The following is a 19,071-nucleotide window of genomic DNA, read 5'->3' as shown; positions in this document are numbered from 1 at the left end:
GCATTAAGGTGTGAACGACGCTTGGCTATACTTGAGCGAAGCGAAAGCGCCAAGCGTTGCGAATCACTCTTAAATGCTTTGTTATGCTAGCGCTAACACTGAACCCATTTTTTCTTATCTGTCTCAGAGCGTTTTATTTTGTTGCTACTAGAAAGGGTATTTACCGCTTTAGTAAATACTTGGCGTGATAAGCCCAACTGCTCTTGAAAACTAGGATCTAGATTTTTCGGTGACTCTAACGCTGCATATATTTTTTGTTCTGCTGATACAGAGTTAGGTTTTACATTAGGGACAATAGGAACAACAACTTCGTTTTTTGTCCTAGCAATTCTGAACTTAGCGCCCAACTTTTTGCATTGAAAATCAAAAGCTGAAATTAAGCTTTCATCATTACTAAATAGTTCAAAGTGAGCAGAAGCAAGAGCTTGCTGTTCTAACGTTGAAAGTACACGCGATAGATACGAAATGATATAGAAATCAGCTTGGTTCTGGCCACTTGGATAATCAGAAAGGTGATGAAATAGCTCTTTTTCACAATATTGCTTAATTCCGTTTGATTTGGAAAAAACAAAGACTTTATCTGCTAGAGTCGCTTTGACTCGTTCAACTCCTTTCACTCCAACATTCTCTGCGTCTACAAACACAAATTTCATCAATAGCTCCTGCTTGATTGCGGCAAATGATGGTCTAAATTACCTAACTTTAACCCCATTATCAAATAGGTAGCATAACGCCAAATTAAGGTGTGAGCAACGCAGCCACGAAACCCAACCATACCACCGTAAACACTGCACTCAAAATTGGAATGAAAAATGCCATGCGTTGGGAATCACTCTTGAATGCTTTGTTAGGTTTTGGGCTTATTCTCCCAATGAACCCCAATCTGTTAGATTTAATTGCTTACGTCTAATGTAGTAGAAGGTTGCCATAATAAAGCCAAACAAAGTGCCAACAAGTAACGAGATGAAAACTGCTTCTAAAAATGGTTTACCTAACTCGTTCCACACGAAAAACCATTGAAAGATCCCCCATACAGGAGCAAAAAAGTCACACAAAGCACCACGTTTACAAAATAACTTTGGTAATAAGGTGGCGGAAAACACATTCCAAATTTACGTAACCACTTTACAATTGGTGGATTGTAATTCGACTTCCAAACGCCTTTGTCATTTAATTCTTTGTGAGCAAGTCGTAGCTTCGCTTCATAATCCATGATCTAAAATCCTCGAATTCGATATTTCCCGCGGAGAAACCTAACGCCGCATTAAGGTGTGAGCGACGCTTGGCTATACTTGAGCGAAGCGAAACTGCCAAGCGTTGCGAATCACTCTTAAATGCTTTGTTAGCATTATTTACGAACACTGCACTGTTGTCATGCCTTGAATCATTTCATAACAAAACCACGGAGAACTGATAATGCAAGCAAGCCCAATAAATGCAACAGTAACATCATGAGACCAAGGGAAAGGAAAAATACCTAGCCAACGACCTGTATCACTGTTGATCGACATAACCCACTTGGCTATTGGTAACCACAGAAAGCCAAAAATAATAAACCAAAAGACAACCCGTAACCCTTGTGAAAGTTCATAGTCTTTACTCACAGGGTACACAAGGGCAAGAACAAAAAGCACACCTGATGTAAAGGCAACTAGCCCGAAAGTAGTTTCAGAGTAAAACACTAAGACATTCTTTAGTTTGTCTGTGATAAAAGTACGATTGGTTCTGCACAATAGCAAGACACCCAGAACAAGTATAAATACGGAAATATAAAGTATCAGCAAACTCAACGAGAAAAAGCTTCCAATTGATGAACATGCAAAGCTAGTAATATTTGAATCAGCACTTAATTCCATAAGCGCAAAAGGAATAGCAAGTACACCACTTGGCACTGCCATATAGAGGTATCTAGCTATTGCTTCCTTGTATGTCATTTCTGGAAATTTCTGCATAACTTGCCGTACAACTGTCTCAATTGAGTTTGAATTTGTTTTGATAATGCTAACGCCGCATTAAGGTGTGAGCGACGCTTGGCTATACTTGAGCGAAGCGAAACTGCCAAGCGTTGCGAATCACTCTTAAATGCTTTGTTATGCTACATTTTTGTTAAAAAATAGACTTTACAAACTTAAAAATACTAGAACCGTTTTGCATTACTGGTCTTAACAAGCTATCAATAGCCCCTCCTGTTGTACCAAAATAGCCAGATGAATTAGGAGTAACCTTTGAGAAGTCGGCATAATCTTTGATTAAGTAATCTGAAACCTGCTCATCAAAGTTAGCCGATACAGTAGCTAAAACATTTTGATAAACCTTTTGGTTTATAGGCTTTGCAAAACGAAGTTCGCGCTTATCGATATGAGGGAAAACATCTTCACCAAAGAATTTTAGCAATGTCCCGCCGCATATCGCACCTCGTTTAACATCTGTCGTCGCATAAAGAGTAGTAATGACAGATAGTATTTCACATATAGTCTGTTTATCCCGCTTAACAGCTGTATCAAAAGATAGTTGGATGGCGGTGTCTATGTCATGGATATTAACATTACCAGTCTTCTCTTGAATCAGGTCTGCTAAACCTTGAAACTTAGAAATAACCTGATCTTGTAATTCTTCATCTTTCTCCAATTTAGCCAAAGCTGCGCCTGCTAATTGTAAAAGAATTTCTGCTAGTACTGGATTCATCTCTTTACTCATATTGATTACAACACTCGCATTGTAGAGAACGCCGTACCAGATTTGTAGCATAACGCCGCATTAAGGTGTGAGCGACGCTTGGCTATACTTGAGCGAAGCGAAACCGCCAAGCGTTGCGAATCACTCTTAAATGCTTTGTTATGCGCGTGGTTGGATTTAACCCCAAAAGCAACCATATGTATCAGCTTCTAAAACTTCAAAGAGAACTTCGAGAGTTTTAACCTCTGGCACTGGCTCGTAAGAATGCCACTTCAGGTCTGATTTCATCCAGTAAACTTTCCATTCATTTCTAGATTTATAGTATTTAGCTTTAACTACCGAACTCTCAATTTTTTCAGAAGGGTCATTCCATTTTGGCCTGACTTCAAAAATTTCTATTGCTTGATCTTGAATACGAAAGCCAAAATCCAGCTCATTACGAATTTCTACAGGTGGACGACAAGAATCGAGGTACTTCTCGACTGCTTTTTCATACCGTTTATGCTCAATTTCAGAAAATGCCATTTTTATCACCTAAGCTTCTGTTTAGGCTAAGTTTACGACTCATTCTAGCAACTGGCTAGTCCAACTTTCACGAAAGCGCATAACGCCAAATTAAGGTGTGAACAACGCTTACACCTTACCTAACCCATTGTGCCATAAACACTAAACTGGCTTGAAGTGAAAGCGCCGAGCGTTGTGAATCACTCTTAAATTTATTGTTAATTGGCTATTTTACGGTTTTGACAAGGCTAGTAACCACCCACCTGCTGGAAGAATAATCAATAAAGCCCACACCCCCATAAAGATAAAAAGACCAATAGAAACAATTAGGGCAGCGCCTAATGATATAGTTGCTAGCGTGCTTGCAGACAAAGTCGCAACCATTCCAGAGGTGATTCCACCAAGTACGAACCAGATTGCAAAAGCTAAGATAGCTAAACCAATAATGGTAAATAGCATCCCGTAAGGGTTAATAAACAGCATTCTCATAATCAATTTGCCTTGTCGATAATTTACGCATTATCTTATGTTCGAATGCTATTTATGTTGGGATAATCGATATTCCTCACAATGCCATTTAACGCCCAATTAAGGGGTGAACAACGCTGCCACCGACACCTAAAGCATTGTGCCATAAACACTAAAATTGAAGTAGAAGGAAAAATGCCAAGCGTTGAGAATCCCTCTTAAATTGCTTGTTAGGCATTTGGTTGCCAATACGTAGATCTCAATACTTTGCCAAGTAGCTCACTAGCTGTATCGTAACCCTCAACAGCCTTTCTGTGATATGAAGCTGCTTCAAGTTCGTTATCCGCCATTAGACATTTGGCAAAGTCATCTTTCAAAGCCCTCAGACTAACTCTAAGTTCGTCATTGGATAATCGTTGAATCAAGATTGCTGTTTTAGCATTCAAAACACGATTTTTCTCGTCTAACTTATCCGGTATTGAGTAACCCCATTTACCAGTATTTTCAAAATTAACTTTGTCGTTTCTATAGATCTGACTACACGATCGAAAGTACTCTAAAAGTTCAGTTTGGAGTTCTAAAACTGTTTCTCTTTGAAATGCATTGGCAATTTCCTGCTTTTCGTGTTCTTTAACTTTATTACTCAAAACATGAGAACTCCAGCTAGCTATAGCTGTTGTTGCGATACTTGCCAAAGCTCCAACAATAGTTCCTACAAATCCCCAAGTAACAGCTTCCATTTATGTTTCCTCGTATATGCCTAACGCCGCGTTAAGTAGTGAGCAACGCGACCACCGAACCTAAACTATTGTGCCGTAATCACTAAAGCTAATTCAAACCAAAAATGCCAAGCGTTACGAATCTGCTTAAATTGTTTGTTAGTTGCCTGCCCTAAGCCTTGGATTTGAAGCTCATTGAGACTTTGCCAACACTGCCCTTTCCTGACTTGATAAGTTCAAATCAGGCGCAGTTTCAAAGCGACTGTCACTGAAACTACTTGGAATTTACAGCGACGCAGAAAACGGACTTTAAGCAACAAAGAAAGCTTTTGGAAAAACTAAGCAATAGAGCAGAGTCTCAACGAGTAAAAGTGCTTCTGAAACAGGAACCCCAACGACACATCAACCAGAGCTAAACTATCACCAATTTGGAAAGCTAAAAGGTGGAACACGGAACCTTAGCAAAAAACACACTGGCATTAGTCCTAAAACTTGCTGATTTAGCTACTTTTTTCTTCATTGGCAACTAACGCCGCATTAAGGTGTGAGCAGCGCTTGGCTATACTTGAGCGAAGCGAAAATGCCAAGCGTTGCGAATCACTCTTAAATGCTTTGTTAGTTGACTTTATAAATTAAACAATTTTTCTAACATACGTAACTCTTTTGTTTGTCTCGTAAGTTGTCTGTCCTGCATATGAAATACATTCTCACCATTTGTCTTAGCATAAAAGTGGTGTGCATGGAAAATCGCATCGCCATAGACATTCTCACACCTTGAGTAGAGGATAAAGTCTCTTAGACTAGAACTTTTTGATAACTGAACTTCAACAATATCAGTTTGCTCTGGTTTAAGGAACTTCAGTGAGAAACCATAATGATGTACTGTTTTTCTGTTACCTTCTACACGAAATAATAGAATATTTCTTGCTGTCGCTAACCCAACATTTTCAACTTTAATCTCTGAACGTAGAAAGTCCCCTTCAGCAGAGTCGAGACATATTATTTGGGTATGATCTGGTTTACCTTCTGGAGTTCCGTTATTTACAATGGAAATTATAGGTTTTACTGCTGCTTTCTTTTGATTTTCAGAGATAAGCCTAGTTTCTTTTAGAGTTGTATATATACCTAGTAGTGTTATAAACACTGTCAATGTTGGGATAAAAATTGCTATAAAATCACCAACAGTATTACTTCCCAAACTTTGATTTATATATCCTAAGGCTAAAACTGCGATGTATGATGCAGCTAAAGCTGCAACAAGTGACAAAAGAACCAGAGGTAAAAGCAAAATATTTATGACGTAAAAGAATTCAGATAGCGAACTCTTCTTATACCAATGTTTCAAGTCATGGCACTTATTACTTAACCAAGATTTCATATTAAAAACCGCTTTTCTACTTACAGGTAAGTAAATTTTATCATTTTTATATTTATATAATTTTGTTGGATATTGATTACTTTTTACTTCAATTAGAGCATCAACGGGCACTTCCTTATACGTGTAGCCTTGTTTTTCCTGAATACCTCCAACCGAGACAAAGCTTGTAATATTGCAATTTTTATCAAGCTCAACAATAGCTAGCCCATCTTGGCTTTTAGCCATGATTATTTGTTCATTATTCATTCAAATTATCTCTATATTCGAGGAGTCAACTAACGCCCAATTAAGTAGTGAGTAACGCTACCACTTAACCAGAACATTGTGCCCTAATCACTAAAGCTAGTTCAAACCCAAATTGCCGAGCGTTACGAATCTGCTTAAATTGTTTGTTAGTTGCCTACCCAAAGAAGTTACTTTGAAATTCATTGAGACTTTGCGAACACTGCCTTTACGTACTTTGGAAAAACTAAGTCAGGCGCAGATTCAAAACAACTGTCACTGAAACCACTTGGAATTTACAACGCCGCAGGAAACGGGCTTTGAACCCCAAAGAACACTTTTGGAAAGACTAAGCAACAGAGCTGAGTTTCAACGAACGAATCAGTTTCTGAAACAGAAAATCCAGCGAAACACTAACCAAAACAACACTATCACCGACTCGAGAAGCCAGAAGGTGAAACACGAAAACCTAGTCAAAAACACACTGAAATTAGCCCTAAATTTGCTGATTTATTTAATTTTTCTTCTTTGGCAACTAACGCCGCATTAAGGTGTGAGCGGCGCTTGGCTATACTTGAGCGAAGCGAAACTGCCAAGCGTTGCGAATCACTCTTAAATGCTTTGTTATACGAAACTTGCTACATGTTTAAATATTTCTCTAATTTACTGCTTAGAGATTTGACTGCTTCGACTGACCAGTTAACTACCTCTAGAGACTCTTGTGCCGCTTTGCTGAATATTTCAGGGTTGGACTCGAGTTCTTCACGATGCCCTTTGAAAGCTCTTACCTTAAATGACTTTTCGTGCAATTCATTGAGCAGTTCGTAAATTGATGCATCTTCTGAGAACAAGAACTTGGCAGCTTCCTTTTTCTCGATGAAGCCCTTGTGAGTTTCTGAGGTAACACCATCACCTATTAATTCTTGGTAAAACTTTAACGTAGCTGTATATACCTCGAATCTCTTATTGTAGAGGTCTAGTTTGAGTTTCTGACGGTTAGTTACCAACTGTTGATAAGCAATGTAAGCTAAAAACAGTGCCATTAGGACTGCAAATATGTAGTCTTTAAAAATTCCTAAGATATCCAATTGTTAACTCTCAACTATGTAAATGATGATTTCGTATAACGCCAAATTAAGGTGTGAACAACGCTGACACCATACCTAAAGCATTGTGCCATAAACACTAAACTGACTTGAAGTGATGGCGCCAAGCGTTGTGAATCACTCTTAAATTTATTGTTAGGGCTGTGGCTGAAGGGACTGTTTTTCTTTGAAGTAAAGATACATTGGAAGCCCAAACGATACGCCAACTGACAAAGTTCCCAACACTGCAAAATATCGATACTTCACGTTGTGTTTTTGCCCATCCACTAAGATAAAACCTATCAGAGCAATCGCACCAACTAAGACATCAAGCCAAGCCATTATACTAATGGGGTTTGCCACCGCTTCACTGAACAAAAGACTAATATCTAAGCCATGAGCAACTAGCCAAGGAACCAAAGCTCCATAGGGCAGCAATATTCCTAACAAAGTAAGAACTAAATAAAACCTTACCATTTCGCCATCCTTGCAATTTTTTGTAGTAAGCCCTAACGCCGCATTAAGGTGTGAGCGACGCTTGGCTATGCTTGAGCGAAGCGAAACCGCCAAGCGATGCGAATCACTCTTAAATGCTTTGTTATGTGATAATTTCACTACCACGATCCAATACCCAACAGCGATTGTTTTTGGTGTAGCCAATTTTTCCATAATAGTCATTAGCTGCTGGTGCGGCGATTAAAAACAATTTACATGTAGGCTCTATTTGGGATTGAGTTTGAACTTGTAACTGCTTGCCTACTCCCGCCCTTTGGTATGCTTCATCAACCGCTAGGTCGGACAGATAACAGCAATAATGGAAATCCGTAATAGAACGAGCAATGCCAACTAGTTTAGAACCATCCCAAGCAGTGACTATGAGGTTGCTATTATTCAACATACCGTTGATACATTCGATATTTTCTATCGGTCTACGCTCTCCTAATGTTGAGCGCCTGAGCAAGCATATAAACTCATCAGCCGAGATCTGCTGATTAACCTTGTATTCGATATTCAATGTGACCTCCTTATCACATAACGCCGCGTTAAGTGGTGAGCAACGCATACCACTGCGCTTAAAGTATTGTGCCGTAAACACTTAAATTGAAGCAAACCCAAAATGCCAAGCGTTGTGAATCCGTCTTAAACGCTTTGTTATAACCGTTTTTCCATGCGTAAAAGACCCCAAACCTCACCGTCGAAAGAACGAGAGCCATTTTCACGCGATGCCACGGTGAAACCAAGAGACTCATAGCAATTTCTCGCAACTATGTTTCGTTCAAATACGGCCAATGATAGTAAGCTAGCGCTGTATTTTTCTTTTGCTAGCTCAACTAACTGACCAAGCATGAGCTTTGAAACGCCCTTTCCACGAAAGCTGTCCGAAACAAATACGCGGCAAATTCTGAAATGTGACGCTGAAACTTTGAATAGTTCAACATAGCCAGCACTCTGACCTGCAACAACGAAGATAAAGGGAAAAACTTGCTCTTGAGAACAATGGTTAGAAATTTGCACTGAATCCAATGGAAACTCAAAGTTTGGACCACCCCATTGATAGTTCAATTTATCCGAGTCGATCCACCCGATAAGTAGGTCATGGTCTTCTTTTTCAAATGCTCTCAGTTCCATTTTTCCCTCTAAGGTTATAACGCCGCATTAAGGTGTGAGCAGCGCTTGGCTATACTTGAGCGAAGCGAAACTGCCAAGCGTTGCGAATCACTCTTAAATGCTTTGTTATGATTTTTGTTTTCTCAATGCTTCCTCAAGACGACTTACTACTGCCAGAGAGCGCTCAATGTCATAGCTAATAGACTCATCGCCAACGATAACTTTATTAGCGGATGTTAAATATTTCTTTTCTAGATTCTTGGTTAGCCAACTTAGTTTACCTGCTTTTTGACTTAGAAATTCTACTTTTTCTTGCTCGCATAGCATCGTATCTATAATGAATAGACAAATTTGGTCTTTCCACCAATGAGGCACATTGCCTTGTTCTCTTCCCTTTTTAATAAGTACTGAAACACGCCCGATAAGTTGCCTATACATAAAGAAAATTGACCAAAGATGCTCACCGCAATACAAACGATGCTTCTCCAATTCAAAACTGTCCGCCATCATTTTCGTGATATCACTATCAAATATTTCAGGGAAGTGTTTTACATCACACGTACCAAAATCTACCCCGAACTCCTCATCTACAAGTAAATCAGCGTATGTTAATAACAGGGGTTTTGTGGAATTGATTTCAAGCAAACCGCACCAAAGCTTATCGATGGCTTCAATGCTTTTCTCGTAAGAAACCTGTGTTCGATTGATGTTAGTTGCATGAATGAAATTCGCGACACCAATACTCTGTTCAATTTGGCTTTTATGCTTGTATAACTTCTTATCGTACTCGTGCTTAATACTGTTTTCTAACCGAGTCTTAAACCATGTTTTCAATAGAAAGGATATGGCAGCACCACTTAAAGCACCAGTAAGACCAGCCGTAATTATTTCTAGTGACATAACTTTCCTTAAAAATCATAACGCCGCGTTAAGTAGTGAGCAACGCAACCACGAAACCTAACCATACCACCGTAAACACTATACTTGATTCAAACTAAAAATGCCGAGCGTTGCGAATCTGTCTTAAACGCTTTGTTAGGCTTTGGTAGGTGCCTTTCGGGTCATGCCCCCACCTTGCAAAAATATAAAAGGGCATAATTAAACAAACCATAAAAGCCCCCGAAGTTAAACAGCTAAGAAAAACCTCAGGCATAAACTCAAGGACCTTGTTTATGTTCTCTTCTGGTAGTTTCCCTTCAGCTCCCAGTATCTCAATAACCAAACTAGCCGGTCTATAACCCACCCATACTAAAAACCAAGAACATGCCGATACAGGTAAAAGAAATAATAGTGGTTTTAAATTCCGATGAGGTAAGACGAAAAACAATAATGAGATCGCAAATATGACCGCAAAAAATGCTGTCCAAGCATGGATTCTCATCTCTTGAAGCCAGAAATGTTCTTTAATATACATTAAGAGAACCAGCGCACCTAGTGTGCTTACGAACAAAAGCTTTCCGGCTTCTTTCGTAGGTTCAAACCGAACCAAGACATAAGCAACAACACACCAAAATATGCTAATCCAACCAATGACATCGACTTCTAAAGAGAAGAATCTCGGAGTCGAACTATTGGTTAATATTAAAACACCAATAATTACTCCTAATAGTAAATACACTATTGCGAATCTCACTAAAAGCCAAACCAGTTTTATCATGAGTACCTCGTTCCATGAGAAGCCTAACGCCCTGTTAAGGGGTGAGCAACGCAATACCGATGCCGCCGCATACCACCTTAAACACTAAAGCCAACGCATAGTGAAAATGCCACGCGTTGCGAATCCCTCTTGAACAGTTTGTTAGGCTTCTGGTTCACAGAACTTCACTTTATCACTAATAAGCGTCATATGTGATTCATGAATTACGTATGATTTTTGTAGGTTATCCATTAACTGAAATGTTTCTATATAAGACTGAAATTTTTTCCCATATGGACCGAAGCTATTGTAGTAGATAAGAATCAACTCTTGATCAGACAACTGAGCCCGTACCAGGCGAGAGTAAAATTGCTTATTTTTAATTTCACTTTCATCAATAAACTTAAAGATGTTATACAAAAATCTAAAGTAGTGAGCTAGTTCATGCCCATTATCATCCCAGAAACTCGAATAAGCTGCATAAAGTCGGTTTGTTTCACCCTCGAGGTCATCATCCTTTCTAACTTGTGCATCGTAGTGCTCAAAGAAACGGTTAACGAAGGTTACAAAACAATCCCTACCTGCAGTCCTAACCACTCCAGCCTCTTTACGGGTATTCACTAAGTCTATTTCATTAATGATTTGATTGTGTAATTTCAACATTTGGAAAAAAGCATTTTCAAACCCTTGGTTTTTAAGCTCATCCCTAGTGACCTTTAACTCTTCACGTTGGGAGACAATTGTCCAAACCACACCTGCAAATGCAAGACCTGAGAAAATAGAAGTAAGAGCTCCGAAACTATCCCCAAATACGCCTGATTTATTAATTGAGAACTCAGATATAGGCCAAGTTAATAAAATTAGAGACGCAGCGTAAATTAGAAATATCGCTACTACTCCGACAAACACACCCAATGCAATTTTTTCTGTTTTTTCCACGAATTTAAATACCTAACTAAGATGAAGCCTAACGCCCTGTTAAGGTGTGAGCAACGCAATACCAAAGCTCCCGCATACCACCTTAAACACTAAACGCAACGCATAGTAAAAATGCCACGCGTTGCGAATCACTCTTAAACAGTTTGTTATGCCTTTACTACCTTTAGATCTCGGTGTACTTCTTGTGAGTCAAACAAGAACTGCGCAAAATAAATTTCTAGATGACGTTGCAGCATTTCGTACGCGAGGTATCCGAATGCCACCAAGCTAACCAATAATAGCGAAACGTAGTCAGTAAGAGACGAATAATCTATAAACTGGGAAAGAATAGCTGGAGACATAGCAACAAAAGCCATTAACAAATACATGACCATATAAAAATAGGTTAAGAACACTCTTTTTCGTTGAGACTCGTATTTTGGCTTAAATTTTAGCTTGGGATACTTAAGCTCATTAAACGGAATAAAGTACTTTCTACCTTTAACATAACATTTTAAAGACTTAACTGGGTTTTCGAGGCTTATAGCATATTCAATTTCCGCAGAACTTACGTAACTACTACCTGCGATCGTGTAAAAGCCAAGGTCTTTTGCGTAAGGATGTAAAGTGTCGACCTCAGATAGAAAAGCTCTAGCATGTTGATACTCCGCTATCATTGCCGAGCGGCGTGTAAACTTGAATTTTAGTACACCAATCAAAGTTGCAATAATTGCTACCACTGCACTACAAACCTTTAAAATCGTGAGAATATCTTCCATTTTTTCTCCTGAGGCATAACGCCCTGTTAAGGGGTGAGCAACGCAATACAACAGCCGCCGCAAACCACCTTAATCACTAAATTCAACGCATAGTAAAAATGCCACGCGTTGCGAATCCCTCTTGAACAGTTTGTTAGATTTCAGGCTCTGTGAGCTGTTGGAGTAACAGTTTTCTATCGACCATTCTAACGTACTCCGATTGATCAAGTTCAAGCATTACTCTCAAGCACATTCTGTATTGCGGGCGAACAAAACGATAAGTTTTTTTGTTAGGAGATAATCGAAGTATAGGGTTTTCAGCTTTTGAAATATCTTGCAGGATTGACTCCACATCAATTAGATCGATTAAATTTTGACCTTTATTATAATCAAGCAGCTTTCCACTAAAAATAGGAAAGTGAGTTTGAACCAACCCAGTGACATAGCTCGGGTTAATATCATTGTGGCTACTATGGCCAATAGCGTATAAGACCCTTGTAAGCTCTGTTGTACTCTCATCAAATTCTAGGATGGAGTTAATTGTAGCAAAACTTCCTGACAGGGATTGCTTGAACCATTGATGTGAACCATTAATTACATGTCTACTACTTATATTTTTATCACCATGCCTCTCCAATTGCATAGCGATGGCGTAACACAACTCTTGTAGCTGTTGCGGTATTTTATTCGTTGCGAATGAAATTCTAGTTGCAAGTTTGTCATAGTCATCGCAACTATAGCCTAATAGATCACGAAAACCTTTTACTGGCAGCTTCAAAGCCTGGGAATCAGAGAGGCTACCCACTTCAGTAATCTCAGTGATACGGTTGATTATCGTGGATACATTTGGTTGAGAAGCAAAGTACCTCTCAATGCCATTTGGCACGCCTACAATAACAATTTTGACGTTATATTTAGAGTATCGATCATCGTCTAACAAGATTATGCAATTCGCAACTTCACGGATTATATCCGATTGATCTAAGATTTGTTCAAAGTTATCGAAAACTAAACAAGAAGTACCGCCTTGGGATTGATTAAACAAAAGCTCTAGGCATTCTTCAAATGGCTCTTTTTGAAAAATTTCATATGTTGCTTTGTGAAGCAATTTACCACTACCAATACCTGCATTAAGACCTGCAGATTTTTCTTCTTCATATCCTGTTTTGCGGACATTTGAATTTTGATGAATTAAATTGCTAAGCTCATGCTCTAAGCCACCTAAGCGTGAAGCATTTGATAGGTTTGCAATCATAAAAGGGACATTTTGATCAGAGAATGTATGCTTATAAAGCCAAGACTTCCCTGTTCCACTTTCACCATGTATCAATATATGGTTAGTACCATATAGCGCATCTATCAACTCTTCCTCTAACTGAGAGCGATCGACATACATGTCAGCATTAACCTCAGACTTTCGAGGGGTGAACACCTGATTAGGTAAAATTCTTCTAGCCATATTTGTCTCTATTTGTACTTATTAAATCTAACGCCCAATTAACGTGTGAGCAGCGCAAACACTGAACTTGAATGCTGCGCCGTAAACACTAAATTCAACCCGAAGTGAGAGCGCCAAGCGTTGCGAATCACTGTTGAATTGTTTGTTAAGTGTTCTCTATACACACATTTCGACCTCCTTGCTTTCTTCATGATATTCGCAATTATCATCTGGGAGTTTCTTTTGTTTGCCATGACCCAGATTAGTTCCAAGATCATTGGATGGATTGTTCCCGTGGTTTTTCCACTTACAGGTGCTGTACAGAACTATATTTTTCGGTGCATTTACACCATCAAAGTATTTTTGAAGAATGGAATCGGCATTTTCTGGGCTCTCTAACAGCTCCTTGACATAATCTGGCATTTTAATGAGTTCTGCAAAGCTTTCTATAAAACTCTCATAGTTTTTCAAGTCCATACCACCCTCGGGTATAGGCGTACCTCCATTACCTCCATTACCTCCATTACCTCCATTACCTCCATTACCTCCATTACCTCCATTACCAAAAATATGACAAAATATATTATGAAATGGGAATGAATTTTTCATAATGTCTTTTAGCTCAACCTTTTTAGGCCTTTTATTTTTTGACTTTGAATTAGTATAATCTTTAATTATTTTTTCTAATGGTTCCAATACAGATACAAACAAGCTTAATTTGTCCGAACTATAACCATCACACTTTCCATTGGGGCATTTAGGCGACAACGCTGGTGTAATACCCTCCGGATTAGAGTAAAACATATATAGTGGGATACGTGTCACTTTTCCGAAGTTGCAATATTCTTTTAATTTCTTCTTCTGCAACCCGTTTACAAACCTTCCATTTACTTTCTTTCGACCATAAAGCAGCGCATTGTTTACAATTCCTTTTTTATCAGTGTAACTAGACAGTATTTTCTTCGATTGTATTACTAACGGTTTACGAATATACCCATTCTCTTCTAGGAAGATAATTTCTAAATCTGCGCCACTTAGACTTGATTCTTCCATTCGATTAAAAGGTATTATACTAATATCAGCGCCACCAGACCTTAGTTGCCATATAACATAATCAGTTATTGACTCCTCCCCGACACTATCAAGGCTGGTAATATACTCCCTAACATCTATATTAATATCCAAAACATCTACGCAAGGTGGTTGCTTTTTTCCGGTACTTTTTCGATTATCAACTTTCACAATATCTCCTTTTATTCCAATTATTAAATCATACACTCAAGTTCGATCACACTTAACGCCCAATTAAGGGGTGAACAACGCCTCCACCCAAACCTAAAGCATTGTGTCATAAACACTAAAACTGAAGTAGAAGCAAAAGTGCAAAGCGTTGTGAATCCCTCTTAAATTGCTTGTTATACGTTCTTTTGCTCCGCTGCTCTGGCTTTTCTCTTTAGATGATCACTTTCCGCAGCATCGAATAGCTCATGAAGGGCAGATACATGCCACACTACACCAAGATCAGATTGGGGGTTTACTCGCCCTGAATATATACCTAAAAATTCCCAAGTTTTAGTTGCAGTCATTTTCACCACTTCATTGCCATCATCATTTAGAGTTCGATAAGACGATGTTCTATAAGCTATTACTGGTGAACCAGATTGCCCTTGACGGGTTCGGCAATCAATCAAAAACACTGGGTGGGATTCATCAATAAGACTCAACTCTTGCGCTAAAAATCCAGTTGCCCATATAGGTAACTTACCATATGAACTGAGACCAAAAGGAAAGCCAATTACACTTACTGTTTCGGCTGGTGAGAGAACCATATTTGCACTATCTAGTTCAGTTTCTAGATAGTAAGTATATTTATGGACATCATTCCCCCAAGTTAGGTTAAGAGCAACAATATCTGCTTTACTACCAAACCTTGGATGTTCGATCCAATATGGCGTTCCATCATCTCTGTATAAAGGTAACCTAATTTGCTTCCAATGCTTACCTACAGGTTCATTTTCAACATTTTCATGGAAATGGATAACAATAGCATTTGGTTCTGCGGCATATTTACTAAGACACTCACCCGTTTCTTGATGACGACCAGTTACATTGTGACGGTTTGTAACGAGAGTTAAATACGAATCTTTATTTCGGGCAACCAAGGTTGCCGTACCAGAGCTCAACTTTGTTTCATTAAAATACATCTCGATATATAGAGACTTTAATGTTGGGATATCAATTTTCAAATTTTACTCCATTTATCAAGAACGTATAACGCCGCATTAAGGTGTGAGCTACGCTTGGCTATACTTGAGCGAAGCGAAAGCGCCAAGCGTTGCGAATCACTCTTAAATGCTTTGTTAGCTGCACAATGCACACTGAATTTTTTCTTTATTTTCAGTGATATATTCTATGTCATTTAGATAGGCTTGAAGATGACCTTGCTCTATGTTTTCAGCAAAGGTTTCATTACCATTTTCAGCTTCACTACGCATGAACAAAACTAAAGCTTGTAATCGCTGAGTCATTGCATCCGCTAGTTGGTGTCTTTCGGACTTAGTTGCACCGTAACTATCACAGAACAACTGAGCTCTCGTTACCTGCTCAGAGATTGTACCTAACTTATCGTTGCTGTCAGTTTTGAAAGGCGCCCAACAATACACTGAATATGCTAAATCCCATATTCTTGGCGCAGGGTGCGCAGTATCAAAGTCAAATACACCTACAACTGTGTTCTCGGATAGAGCAACATTGTATGGGGTAAAGTCACCATGACAGATAACTTCAAAAGGCTCCCTTGGCTTTAGCATCCACTTGTGTGCATTGACATCTACTTGATCCAAAAGTGGCACAGTTAAGTCATGTATTTTACGCAATAGTTTACCTGCTGATGTGAGTGCATCCACAGTAGCAATTGCACCGACTAGAGGGTAGTCATAAGTATTTCCAACGACAAAACTTAGGACTTCCTGTTCTTGGTTAACACCAAGAAATCTTGGACATTCATCTACATTTTCTCGCTCGAGGTGTTTCAAAATAAGGTGAATTGTAGGACTCCACGGCTGAAGAGGACGATAGACAACTTCACCATCTCGATATACTGCTGATTCTCTTCCACCTGATAGTTCTTCCACGAAACCTCCTCGTGCAACTAACGCCGCATTAAGGTGTGAGCAACGCTACCACTAAACTCAACCATACCACCGTAAACACAAAACCCAACGATGGAATGAAAAATGCCAAGCGTTGGGAATCACTCTTAAATGCTTTGTTATGCATTTACACGAATAGACCAAACCTTTGACTATTGTCATGGATATATACACCATTATCATCCGCCCTAAGAGCATACTGTATAAGGCGAACCTTAGTATATGGCACGTTCGAATTACCAGTTTTGTAAGACATATACTCTTCATGCAATTCAATAAAAACTGAGCGGATATTATTGTCGTAAAAATACCCATATGAGCTGTGTCTTTCAGACGGATAGTTATCTTTGTAATGTACATTGTAAAAAGGTTGAAAATACTTAATTAGCGCACCTTCAACACATGAAATCCATTGTTCACGAGGCATATTTTCAATTAAACCCCCACCAGGCATCCAATCATCACGTAAGTCTTCAAAAGGAAACTCTGGAGCAACAAGCATTTGAGTAAAGGGCTTTTGAAACGACAATAGTTTCACGATAATTTCTTTGTGGGGCTTATTGTCAATAATTTCATTTGCTACTTTGCTTATTTTCTCATGACCTTTAAACCTCAGATACTTCTTAGATATTTCAGTTTTTCCAATATATTGAACATCCAGTTTAAGTATGGAACTTATCATCTCTGAATTATCAGTAAATTTGGCAACCCGCTCAAGGAACAAGAATGTATTTGCAAACTGATGCGAACCTCCATTAGAGTTATTTAGCTCAACATGATTTCCTTCAGCTTTAAGAAATAACGTTATACCATCACGAACTCTAGGCATCGTGATATCATATGCCTCCCAATCAAAATCATTGACTTGCATGAATACAGTGAACGCTATTTCATTTTCTGTATGCTTTATAGATTCAGGTTTAATCCTTAACCTATTTGTTTCGCAGACTAGATAATGAGTGAATGGTTTGCTTTCGTTAACATCAATAATTTCTTGCTCTAAGAGATTGTTAGGACTAGCCAACAAAACAAAACTGCAAACATGTCCAATTGAAATCTGCATAAGGTACAATCTCCTCTAAATGCATAACGCCCAATTAAGGGGTGAGCAACGCTACCACCCAAACCTAACGCATTGTGCCATAAACACCTAAATTGAAGTAGAACCAAAAATGCCAAACGTTGAGAATCCCTCTTAAATTGTTTGTTATACCGCTTGGTAGGAGCTAAAATAACCAACATAAAGACCACTTAAGAGACCTATTGTATGACCACTAGAATTTTAGCTGATGTTGCTGCAAGCATTACTGAATTGAAAGCTAACCCTATGAAAGTTGCAACTAGTGCTTACGGAGAGCCTGTCGCTGTACTAAACCGAAATGAGCCTGCATTCTATTGTGTACCTGCCGAAGCATACGAAATGATGATGGATAGACTCGAAGATCTTGAGCTACTAGCTATCGCTAAAGAACGTGAATCTGAAGAGAGCATTTCGGTAAATATCGATGACCTATAAACTCGACTTTAAAAAGAGCGCGTTAAAAGAGTGGAAAAAGCTTGGCTCTACTCTGCAGCAACAATTTAAGAAAAAGCTAATTGAGCGCTTAGATAACCCACATGTTCCGGCTTCAAAGCTATCTGGAGCTGACAACATGTATAAAATTAAGTTGCGTCAATCGGGCTACCGTCTCGTTTACAAAGTTGAAGACGATGTCATCATTGTAACTGTCTTAGCAGTCGGAAAACGCGAACGTAGCGATGTTTACCGTAAAGCCATAAAAAGGTTAGATGATTGATTGCGGTATAACGCCGCATTAAGGTGTGAGCGGCGCTTGGCTATACTTGAGCGAAGCGAAACTGCCAAGCGTTGCGAATCACTCTTAAATGCTTTGTTAGGCAAATTTTGTTTCGCGCACCATCTCTTGAAAGGTTTGCCCACTTAGTTCAAAGTCTTTCGTGTAGTTGAAACCTGCTTTATTGGTATGAGCTACGAAAGAGCGAGCATTGTCTTTATGTACATACGTGTAAACATAAGGAAATTCGACACTTCTTACTTCACAACTGAATCGAAACAACTTCTCAAACACACCTTGACCACGACAAGCCTTACCTACACAGACCGGCCCCCAAAAGTATGAATTGGTAGAACTGAGTTGGGTGCTACCAACCACCAATGAACCAAGTTTGTACGCCACAGAGGTAAGTCCCTCAGAACATTCCCAAAACTTCCATGAAGCACAAGCAGCCATCGCTACTATCGTGTTGTTGAGTTCAGCAACAAATATAGCCTGCTCTTGCTCGATAACTTGAGTTAGAAGCGCTTCGTCCATAACTGTATTTAAGAAGCCATCGGATTTATCAGATTCATCTAAGTTAGATACATGACAAGATTTCTGGAGTTCTACGATTTGACTGATGTCTTCTAGCTTTGCAGCTCTTATTTCCATTGCTTCCTCTGCTGATTGTTTCTTCTTTTTGCCTAACGCCCAATTAAGTTGTGAGCAACGCT

The 19,071-nt window shown here is 39.0% G+C and carries 25 protein-coding genes; 2 read left to right on the top strand and 23 right to left on the bottom strand.

What is annotated here, in order from left to right; translation table 11 throughout:
• Positions 1-92 precede the first annotated feature (92 nt).
• From AAFX28_RS15355 to AAFX28_RS15250, 22 genes are all read right to left on the bottom strand, one after another.
• Positions 93-653, bottom strand: coding sequence for a hypothetical protein (locus AAFX28_RS15355; RefSeq protein ID WP_408688918.1), 561 nt, complete (start codon positions 651-653; stop codon positions 93-95).
• A 207-nt stretch (positions 654-860) separates the two neighbouring features.
• Positions 861-1,007, bottom strand: a complete 147-nt coding sequence (locus AAFX28_RS15350) for a DUF6404 family protein (RefSeq protein WP_408688916.1) — start codon at positions 1,005-1,007, stop codon at positions 861-863.
• Entirely contained in the window at positions 992-1,213 is a 222-nt protein-coding gene (locus AAFX28_RS15345) for a DUF6404 family protein (protein ID WP_408688914.1), read from the bottom strand. The genes AAFX28_RS15350 and AAFX28_RS15345 overlap by 16 nt, the downstream gene beginning before the upstream one ends.
• A 139-nt stretch (positions 1,214-1,352) precedes the next feature.
• On the bottom strand, positions 1,353-1,952 hold the full coding sequence (locus tag AAFX28_RS15340) for a hypothetical protein (protein ID WP_408688912.1): 600 nt from the start codon (positions 1,950-1,952) through the stop codon (positions 1,353-1,355).
• Positions 1,953-2,106: 154 nt separating this feature from the next.
• Positions 2,107-2,685 (bottom strand): hypothetical protein, encoded by a 579-nt coding sequence (locus AAFX28_RS15335; protein ID WP_408688910.1) that lies wholly within the window; start codon positions 2,683-2,685, stop codon positions 2,107-2,109.
• Between the two features lie 168 nt (positions 2,686-2,853).
• Complete coding sequence (locus AAFX28_RS15330; RefSeq protein WP_408688909.1) at positions 2,854-3,201, bottom strand: DUF3024 domain-containing protein; 348 nt, start codon at positions 3,199-3,201, stop codon at positions 2,854-2,856.
• Positions 3,202-3,411: 210 nt separating this feature from the next.
• A complete protein-coding gene (locus tag AAFX28_RS15325) occupies positions 3,412-3,669 on the bottom strand; it encodes a hypothetical protein (protein ID WP_408688907.1) in 258 nt (85 codons plus the stop codon).
• Between the two features lie 209 nt (positions 3,670-3,878).
• Complete coding sequence (locus tag AAFX28_RS15320; protein WP_408688906.1) at positions 3,879-4,388, bottom strand: hypothetical protein; 510 nt, start codon at positions 4,386-4,388, stop codon at positions 3,879-3,881.
• Positions 4,389-4,992: 604 nt separating this feature from the next.
• Positions 4,993-5,991 (bottom strand): hypothetical protein, encoded by a 999-nt coding sequence (locus tag AAFX28_RS15315; RefSeq protein ID WP_408688905.1) that lies wholly within the window; start codon positions 5,989-5,991, stop codon positions 4,993-4,995.
• A 614-nt stretch (positions 5,992-6,605) separates the two neighbouring features.
• Positions 6,606-7,010 carry a hypothetical protein gene (locus AAFX28_RS15310; RefSeq protein WP_408688903.1) on the bottom strand — a complete coding sequence of 135 codons (405 nt, stop codon included), beginning with the start codon at positions 7,008-7,010 and terminating at the stop codon, positions 6,606-6,608.
• 198 nt (positions 7,011-7,208) lie between these two features.
• Positions 7,209-7,529, bottom strand: a complete 321-nt coding sequence (locus AAFX28_RS15305; protein WP_408690885.1) for a DUF2834 domain-containing protein — start codon at positions 7,527-7,529, stop codon at positions 7,209-7,211.
• Positions 7,530-7,650: 121 nt separating this feature from the next.
• On the bottom strand, positions 7,651-8,067 hold the full coding sequence (locus AAFX28_RS15300; RefSeq protein ID WP_408688902.1) for a GNAT family N-acetyltransferase: 417 nt from the start codon (positions 8,065-8,067) through the stop codon (positions 7,651-7,653).
• Between the two features lie 137 nt (positions 8,068-8,204).
• Positions 8,205-8,681, bottom strand: a complete 477-nt coding sequence (locus tag AAFX28_RS15295) for a GNAT family N-acetyltransferase (protein ID WP_408688900.1) — start codon at positions 8,679-8,681, stop codon at positions 8,205-8,207.
• A gap of 105 nt (positions 8,682-8,786) precedes the next feature.
• On the bottom strand, positions 8,787-9,560 hold the full coding sequence (locus tag AAFX28_RS15290) for a hypothetical protein (RefSeq protein WP_408688899.1): 774 nt from the start codon (positions 9,558-9,560) through the stop codon (positions 8,787-8,789).
• Between the two features lie 94 nt (positions 9,561-9,654).
• Positions 9,655-10,317, bottom strand: a complete 663-nt coding sequence (locus AAFX28_RS15285; RefSeq protein ID WP_408688897.1) for a hypothetical protein — start codon at positions 10,315-10,317, stop codon at positions 9,655-9,657.
• A 141-nt stretch (positions 10,318-10,458) separates the two neighbouring features.
• Positions 10,459-11,235: a putative phage abortive infection protein gene (locus AAFX28_RS15280; protein ID WP_408688895.1), complete on the bottom strand. Its 777-nt coding sequence runs from the start codon at positions 11,233-11,235 to the stop codon at positions 10,459-10,461.
• 146 nt (positions 11,236-11,381) lie between these two features.
• Positions 11,382-11,993, bottom strand: coding sequence for a hypothetical protein (locus AAFX28_RS15275; protein ID WP_408688894.1), 612 nt, complete (start codon positions 11,991-11,993; stop codon positions 11,382-11,384).
• Positions 11,994-12,126: 133 nt separating this feature from the next.
• The gene (locus AAFX28_RS15270) at positions 12,127-13,431 is read right to left on the bottom strand and encodes an AAA family ATPase (RefSeq protein ID WP_408688893.1); all 1,305 of its coding nucleotides are present in this window, start codon (positions 13,429-13,431) and stop codon (positions 12,127-12,129) included.
• A 156-nt stretch (positions 13,432-13,587) separates the two neighbouring features.
• Positions 13,588-14,652 (bottom strand): DUF6615 family protein, encoded by a 1,065-nt coding sequence (locus AAFX28_RS15265; protein ID WP_408688891.1) that lies wholly within the window; start codon positions 14,650-14,652, stop codon positions 13,588-13,590.
• Between the two features lie 173 nt (positions 14,653-14,825).
• The gene (locus tag AAFX28_RS15260) at positions 14,826-15,656 is read right to left on the bottom strand and encodes a trypsin-like serine peptidase (RefSeq protein WP_408688890.1); all 831 of its coding nucleotides are present in this window, start codon (positions 15,654-15,656) and stop codon (positions 14,826-14,828) included.
• Positions 15,657-15,770: 114 nt separating this feature from the next.
• Entirely contained in the window at positions 15,771-16,544 is a 774-nt protein-coding gene (locus AAFX28_RS15255; protein WP_408688889.1) for a phosphotransferase, read from the bottom strand.
• Positions 16,545-16,689: 145 nt separating this feature from the next.
• On the bottom strand, positions 16,690-17,625 hold the full coding sequence (locus AAFX28_RS15250) for a hypothetical protein (RefSeq protein WP_408688888.1): 936 nt from the start codon (positions 17,623-17,625) through the stop codon (positions 16,690-16,692).
• Between the two features lie 204 nt (positions 17,626-17,829).
• Between AAFX28_RS15250 and AAFX28_RS15245 the strand changes: the two genes are divergently transcribed.
• Together AAFX28_RS15245 and AAFX28_RS15240 are read left to right on the top strand one after the other, a co-directional pair.
• Positions 17,830-18,078 (top strand): type II toxin-antitoxin system Phd/YefM family antitoxin, encoded by a 249-nt coding sequence (locus AAFX28_RS15245; protein WP_005377003.1) that lies wholly within the window; start codon positions 17,830-17,832, stop codon positions 18,076-18,078.
• Positions 18,068-18,358 (top strand): type II toxin-antitoxin system RelE family toxin, encoded by a 291-nt coding sequence (locus tag AAFX28_RS15240; protein WP_408688887.1) that lies wholly within the window; start codon positions 18,068-18,070, stop codon positions 18,356-18,358. Before AAFX28_RS15245 ends, AAFX28_RS15240 begins: the two co-directional genes overlap by 11 nt.
• A 96-nt stretch (positions 18,359-18,454) precedes the next feature.
• Here the strand turns inward: AAFX28_RS15240 and AAFX28_RS15235 are convergent, their stop codons facing one another.
• On the bottom strand, positions 18,455-19,009 hold the full coding sequence (locus AAFX28_RS15235; RefSeq protein WP_408688886.1) for an N-acetyltransferase family protein: 555 nt from the start codon (positions 19,007-19,009) through the stop codon (positions 18,455-18,457).
• Positions 19,010-19,071 lie beyond the last annotated feature (62 nt).

The sequence above is a fragment of the Vibrio sp. TBV020 genome (assembly GCF_046056895.1).
GTDB lineage: Bacteria > Pseudomonadota > Gammaproteobacteria > Enterobacterales > Vibrionaceae > Vibrio.
This window is presented reverse-complemented; position numbering and strand designations above follow the sequence as displayed.

Excerpts from the sequence above, each read along its gene's own strand:
- AAFX28_RS15355 (WP_408688918.1), bottom strand. The coding sequence starts at position 653 with ATGAAATTTGTGTTTGTAGACGCAGAGAATGTTGGAGTGAAAGGAGTT.
- AAFX28_RS15345 (WP_408688914.1), bottom strand. The coding sequence starts at position 1,213 with ATGGATTATGAAGCGAAGCTACGACTTGCTCACAAAGAATTAAATGAC.
- AAFX28_RS15340 (WP_408688912.1), bottom strand. The coding sequence starts at position 1,952 with ATGCAGAAATTTCCAGAAATGACATACAAGGAAGCAATAGCTAGATAC.
- AAFX28_RS15335 (WP_408688910.1), bottom strand. The coding sequence starts at position 2,685 with ATGAATCCAGTACTAGCAGAAATTCTTTTACAATTAGCAGGCGCAGCT.
- AAFX28_RS15330 (WP_408688909.1), bottom strand. The coding sequence starts at position 3,201 with ATGGCATTTTCTGAAATTGAGCATAAACGGTATGAAAAAGCAGTCGAG.
- AAFX28_RS15325 (WP_408688907.1), bottom strand. The coding sequence starts at position 3,669 with ATGAGAATGCTGTTTATTAACCCTTACGGGATGCTATTTACCATTATT.
- AAFX28_RS15320 (WP_408688906.1), bottom strand. The coding sequence starts at position 4,388 with ATGGAAGCTGTTACTTGGGGATTTGTAGGAACTATTGTTGGAGCTTTG.
- AAFX28_RS15315 (WP_408688905.1), bottom strand. The coding sequence starts at position 5,991 with ATGAATAATGAACAAATAATCATGGCTAAAAGCCAAGATGGGCTAGCT.
- AAFX28_RS15310 (WP_408688903.1), bottom strand. The coding sequence starts at position 7,010 with ATGGCACTGTTTTTAGCTTACATTGCTTATCAACAGTTGGTAACTAAC.
- AAFX28_RS15305 (WP_408690885.1), bottom strand. The coding sequence starts at position 7,529 with ATGGTAAGGTTTTATTTAGTTCTTACTTTGTTAGGAATATTGCTGCCC.
- AAFX28_RS15295 (WP_408688900.1), bottom strand. The coding sequence starts at position 8,681 with ATGGAACTGAGAGCATTTGAAAAAGAAGACCATGACCTACTTATCGGG.
- AAFX28_RS15290 (WP_408688899.1), bottom strand. The coding sequence starts at position 9,560 with ATGTCACTAGAAATAATTACGGCTGGTCTTACTGGTGCTTTAAGTGGT.
- AAFX28_RS15285 (WP_408688897.1), bottom strand. The coding sequence starts at position 10,317 with ATGATAAAACTGGTTTGGCTTTTAGTGAGATTCGCAATAGTGTATTTA.
- AAFX28_RS15275 (WP_408688894.1), bottom strand. The coding sequence starts at position 11,993 with ATGGAAGATATTCTCACGATTTTAAAGGTTTGTAGTGCAGTGGTAGCA.
- AAFX28_RS15270 (WP_408688893.1), bottom strand. The coding sequence starts at position 13,431 with ATGGCTAGAAGAATTTTACCTAATCAGGTGTTCACCCCTCGAAAGTCT.
- AAFX28_RS15250 (WP_408688888.1), bottom strand. The coding sequence starts at position 17,625 with ATGCAGATTTCAATTGGACATGTTTGCAGTTTTGTTTTGTTGGCTAGT.
- AAFX28_RS15245 (WP_005377003.1), top strand. The coding sequence starts at position 17,830 with ATGACCACTAGAATTTTAGCTGATGTTGCTGCAAGCATTACTGAATTG.
- AAFX28_RS15240 (WP_408688887.1), top strand. The coding sequence starts at position 18,068 with ATGACCTATAAACTCGACTTTAAAAAGAGCGCGTTAAAAGAGTGGAAA.
- AAFX28_RS15235 (WP_408688886.1), bottom strand. The coding sequence starts at position 19,009 with ATGGAAATAAGAGCTGCAAAGCTAGAAGACATCAGTCAAATCGTAGAA.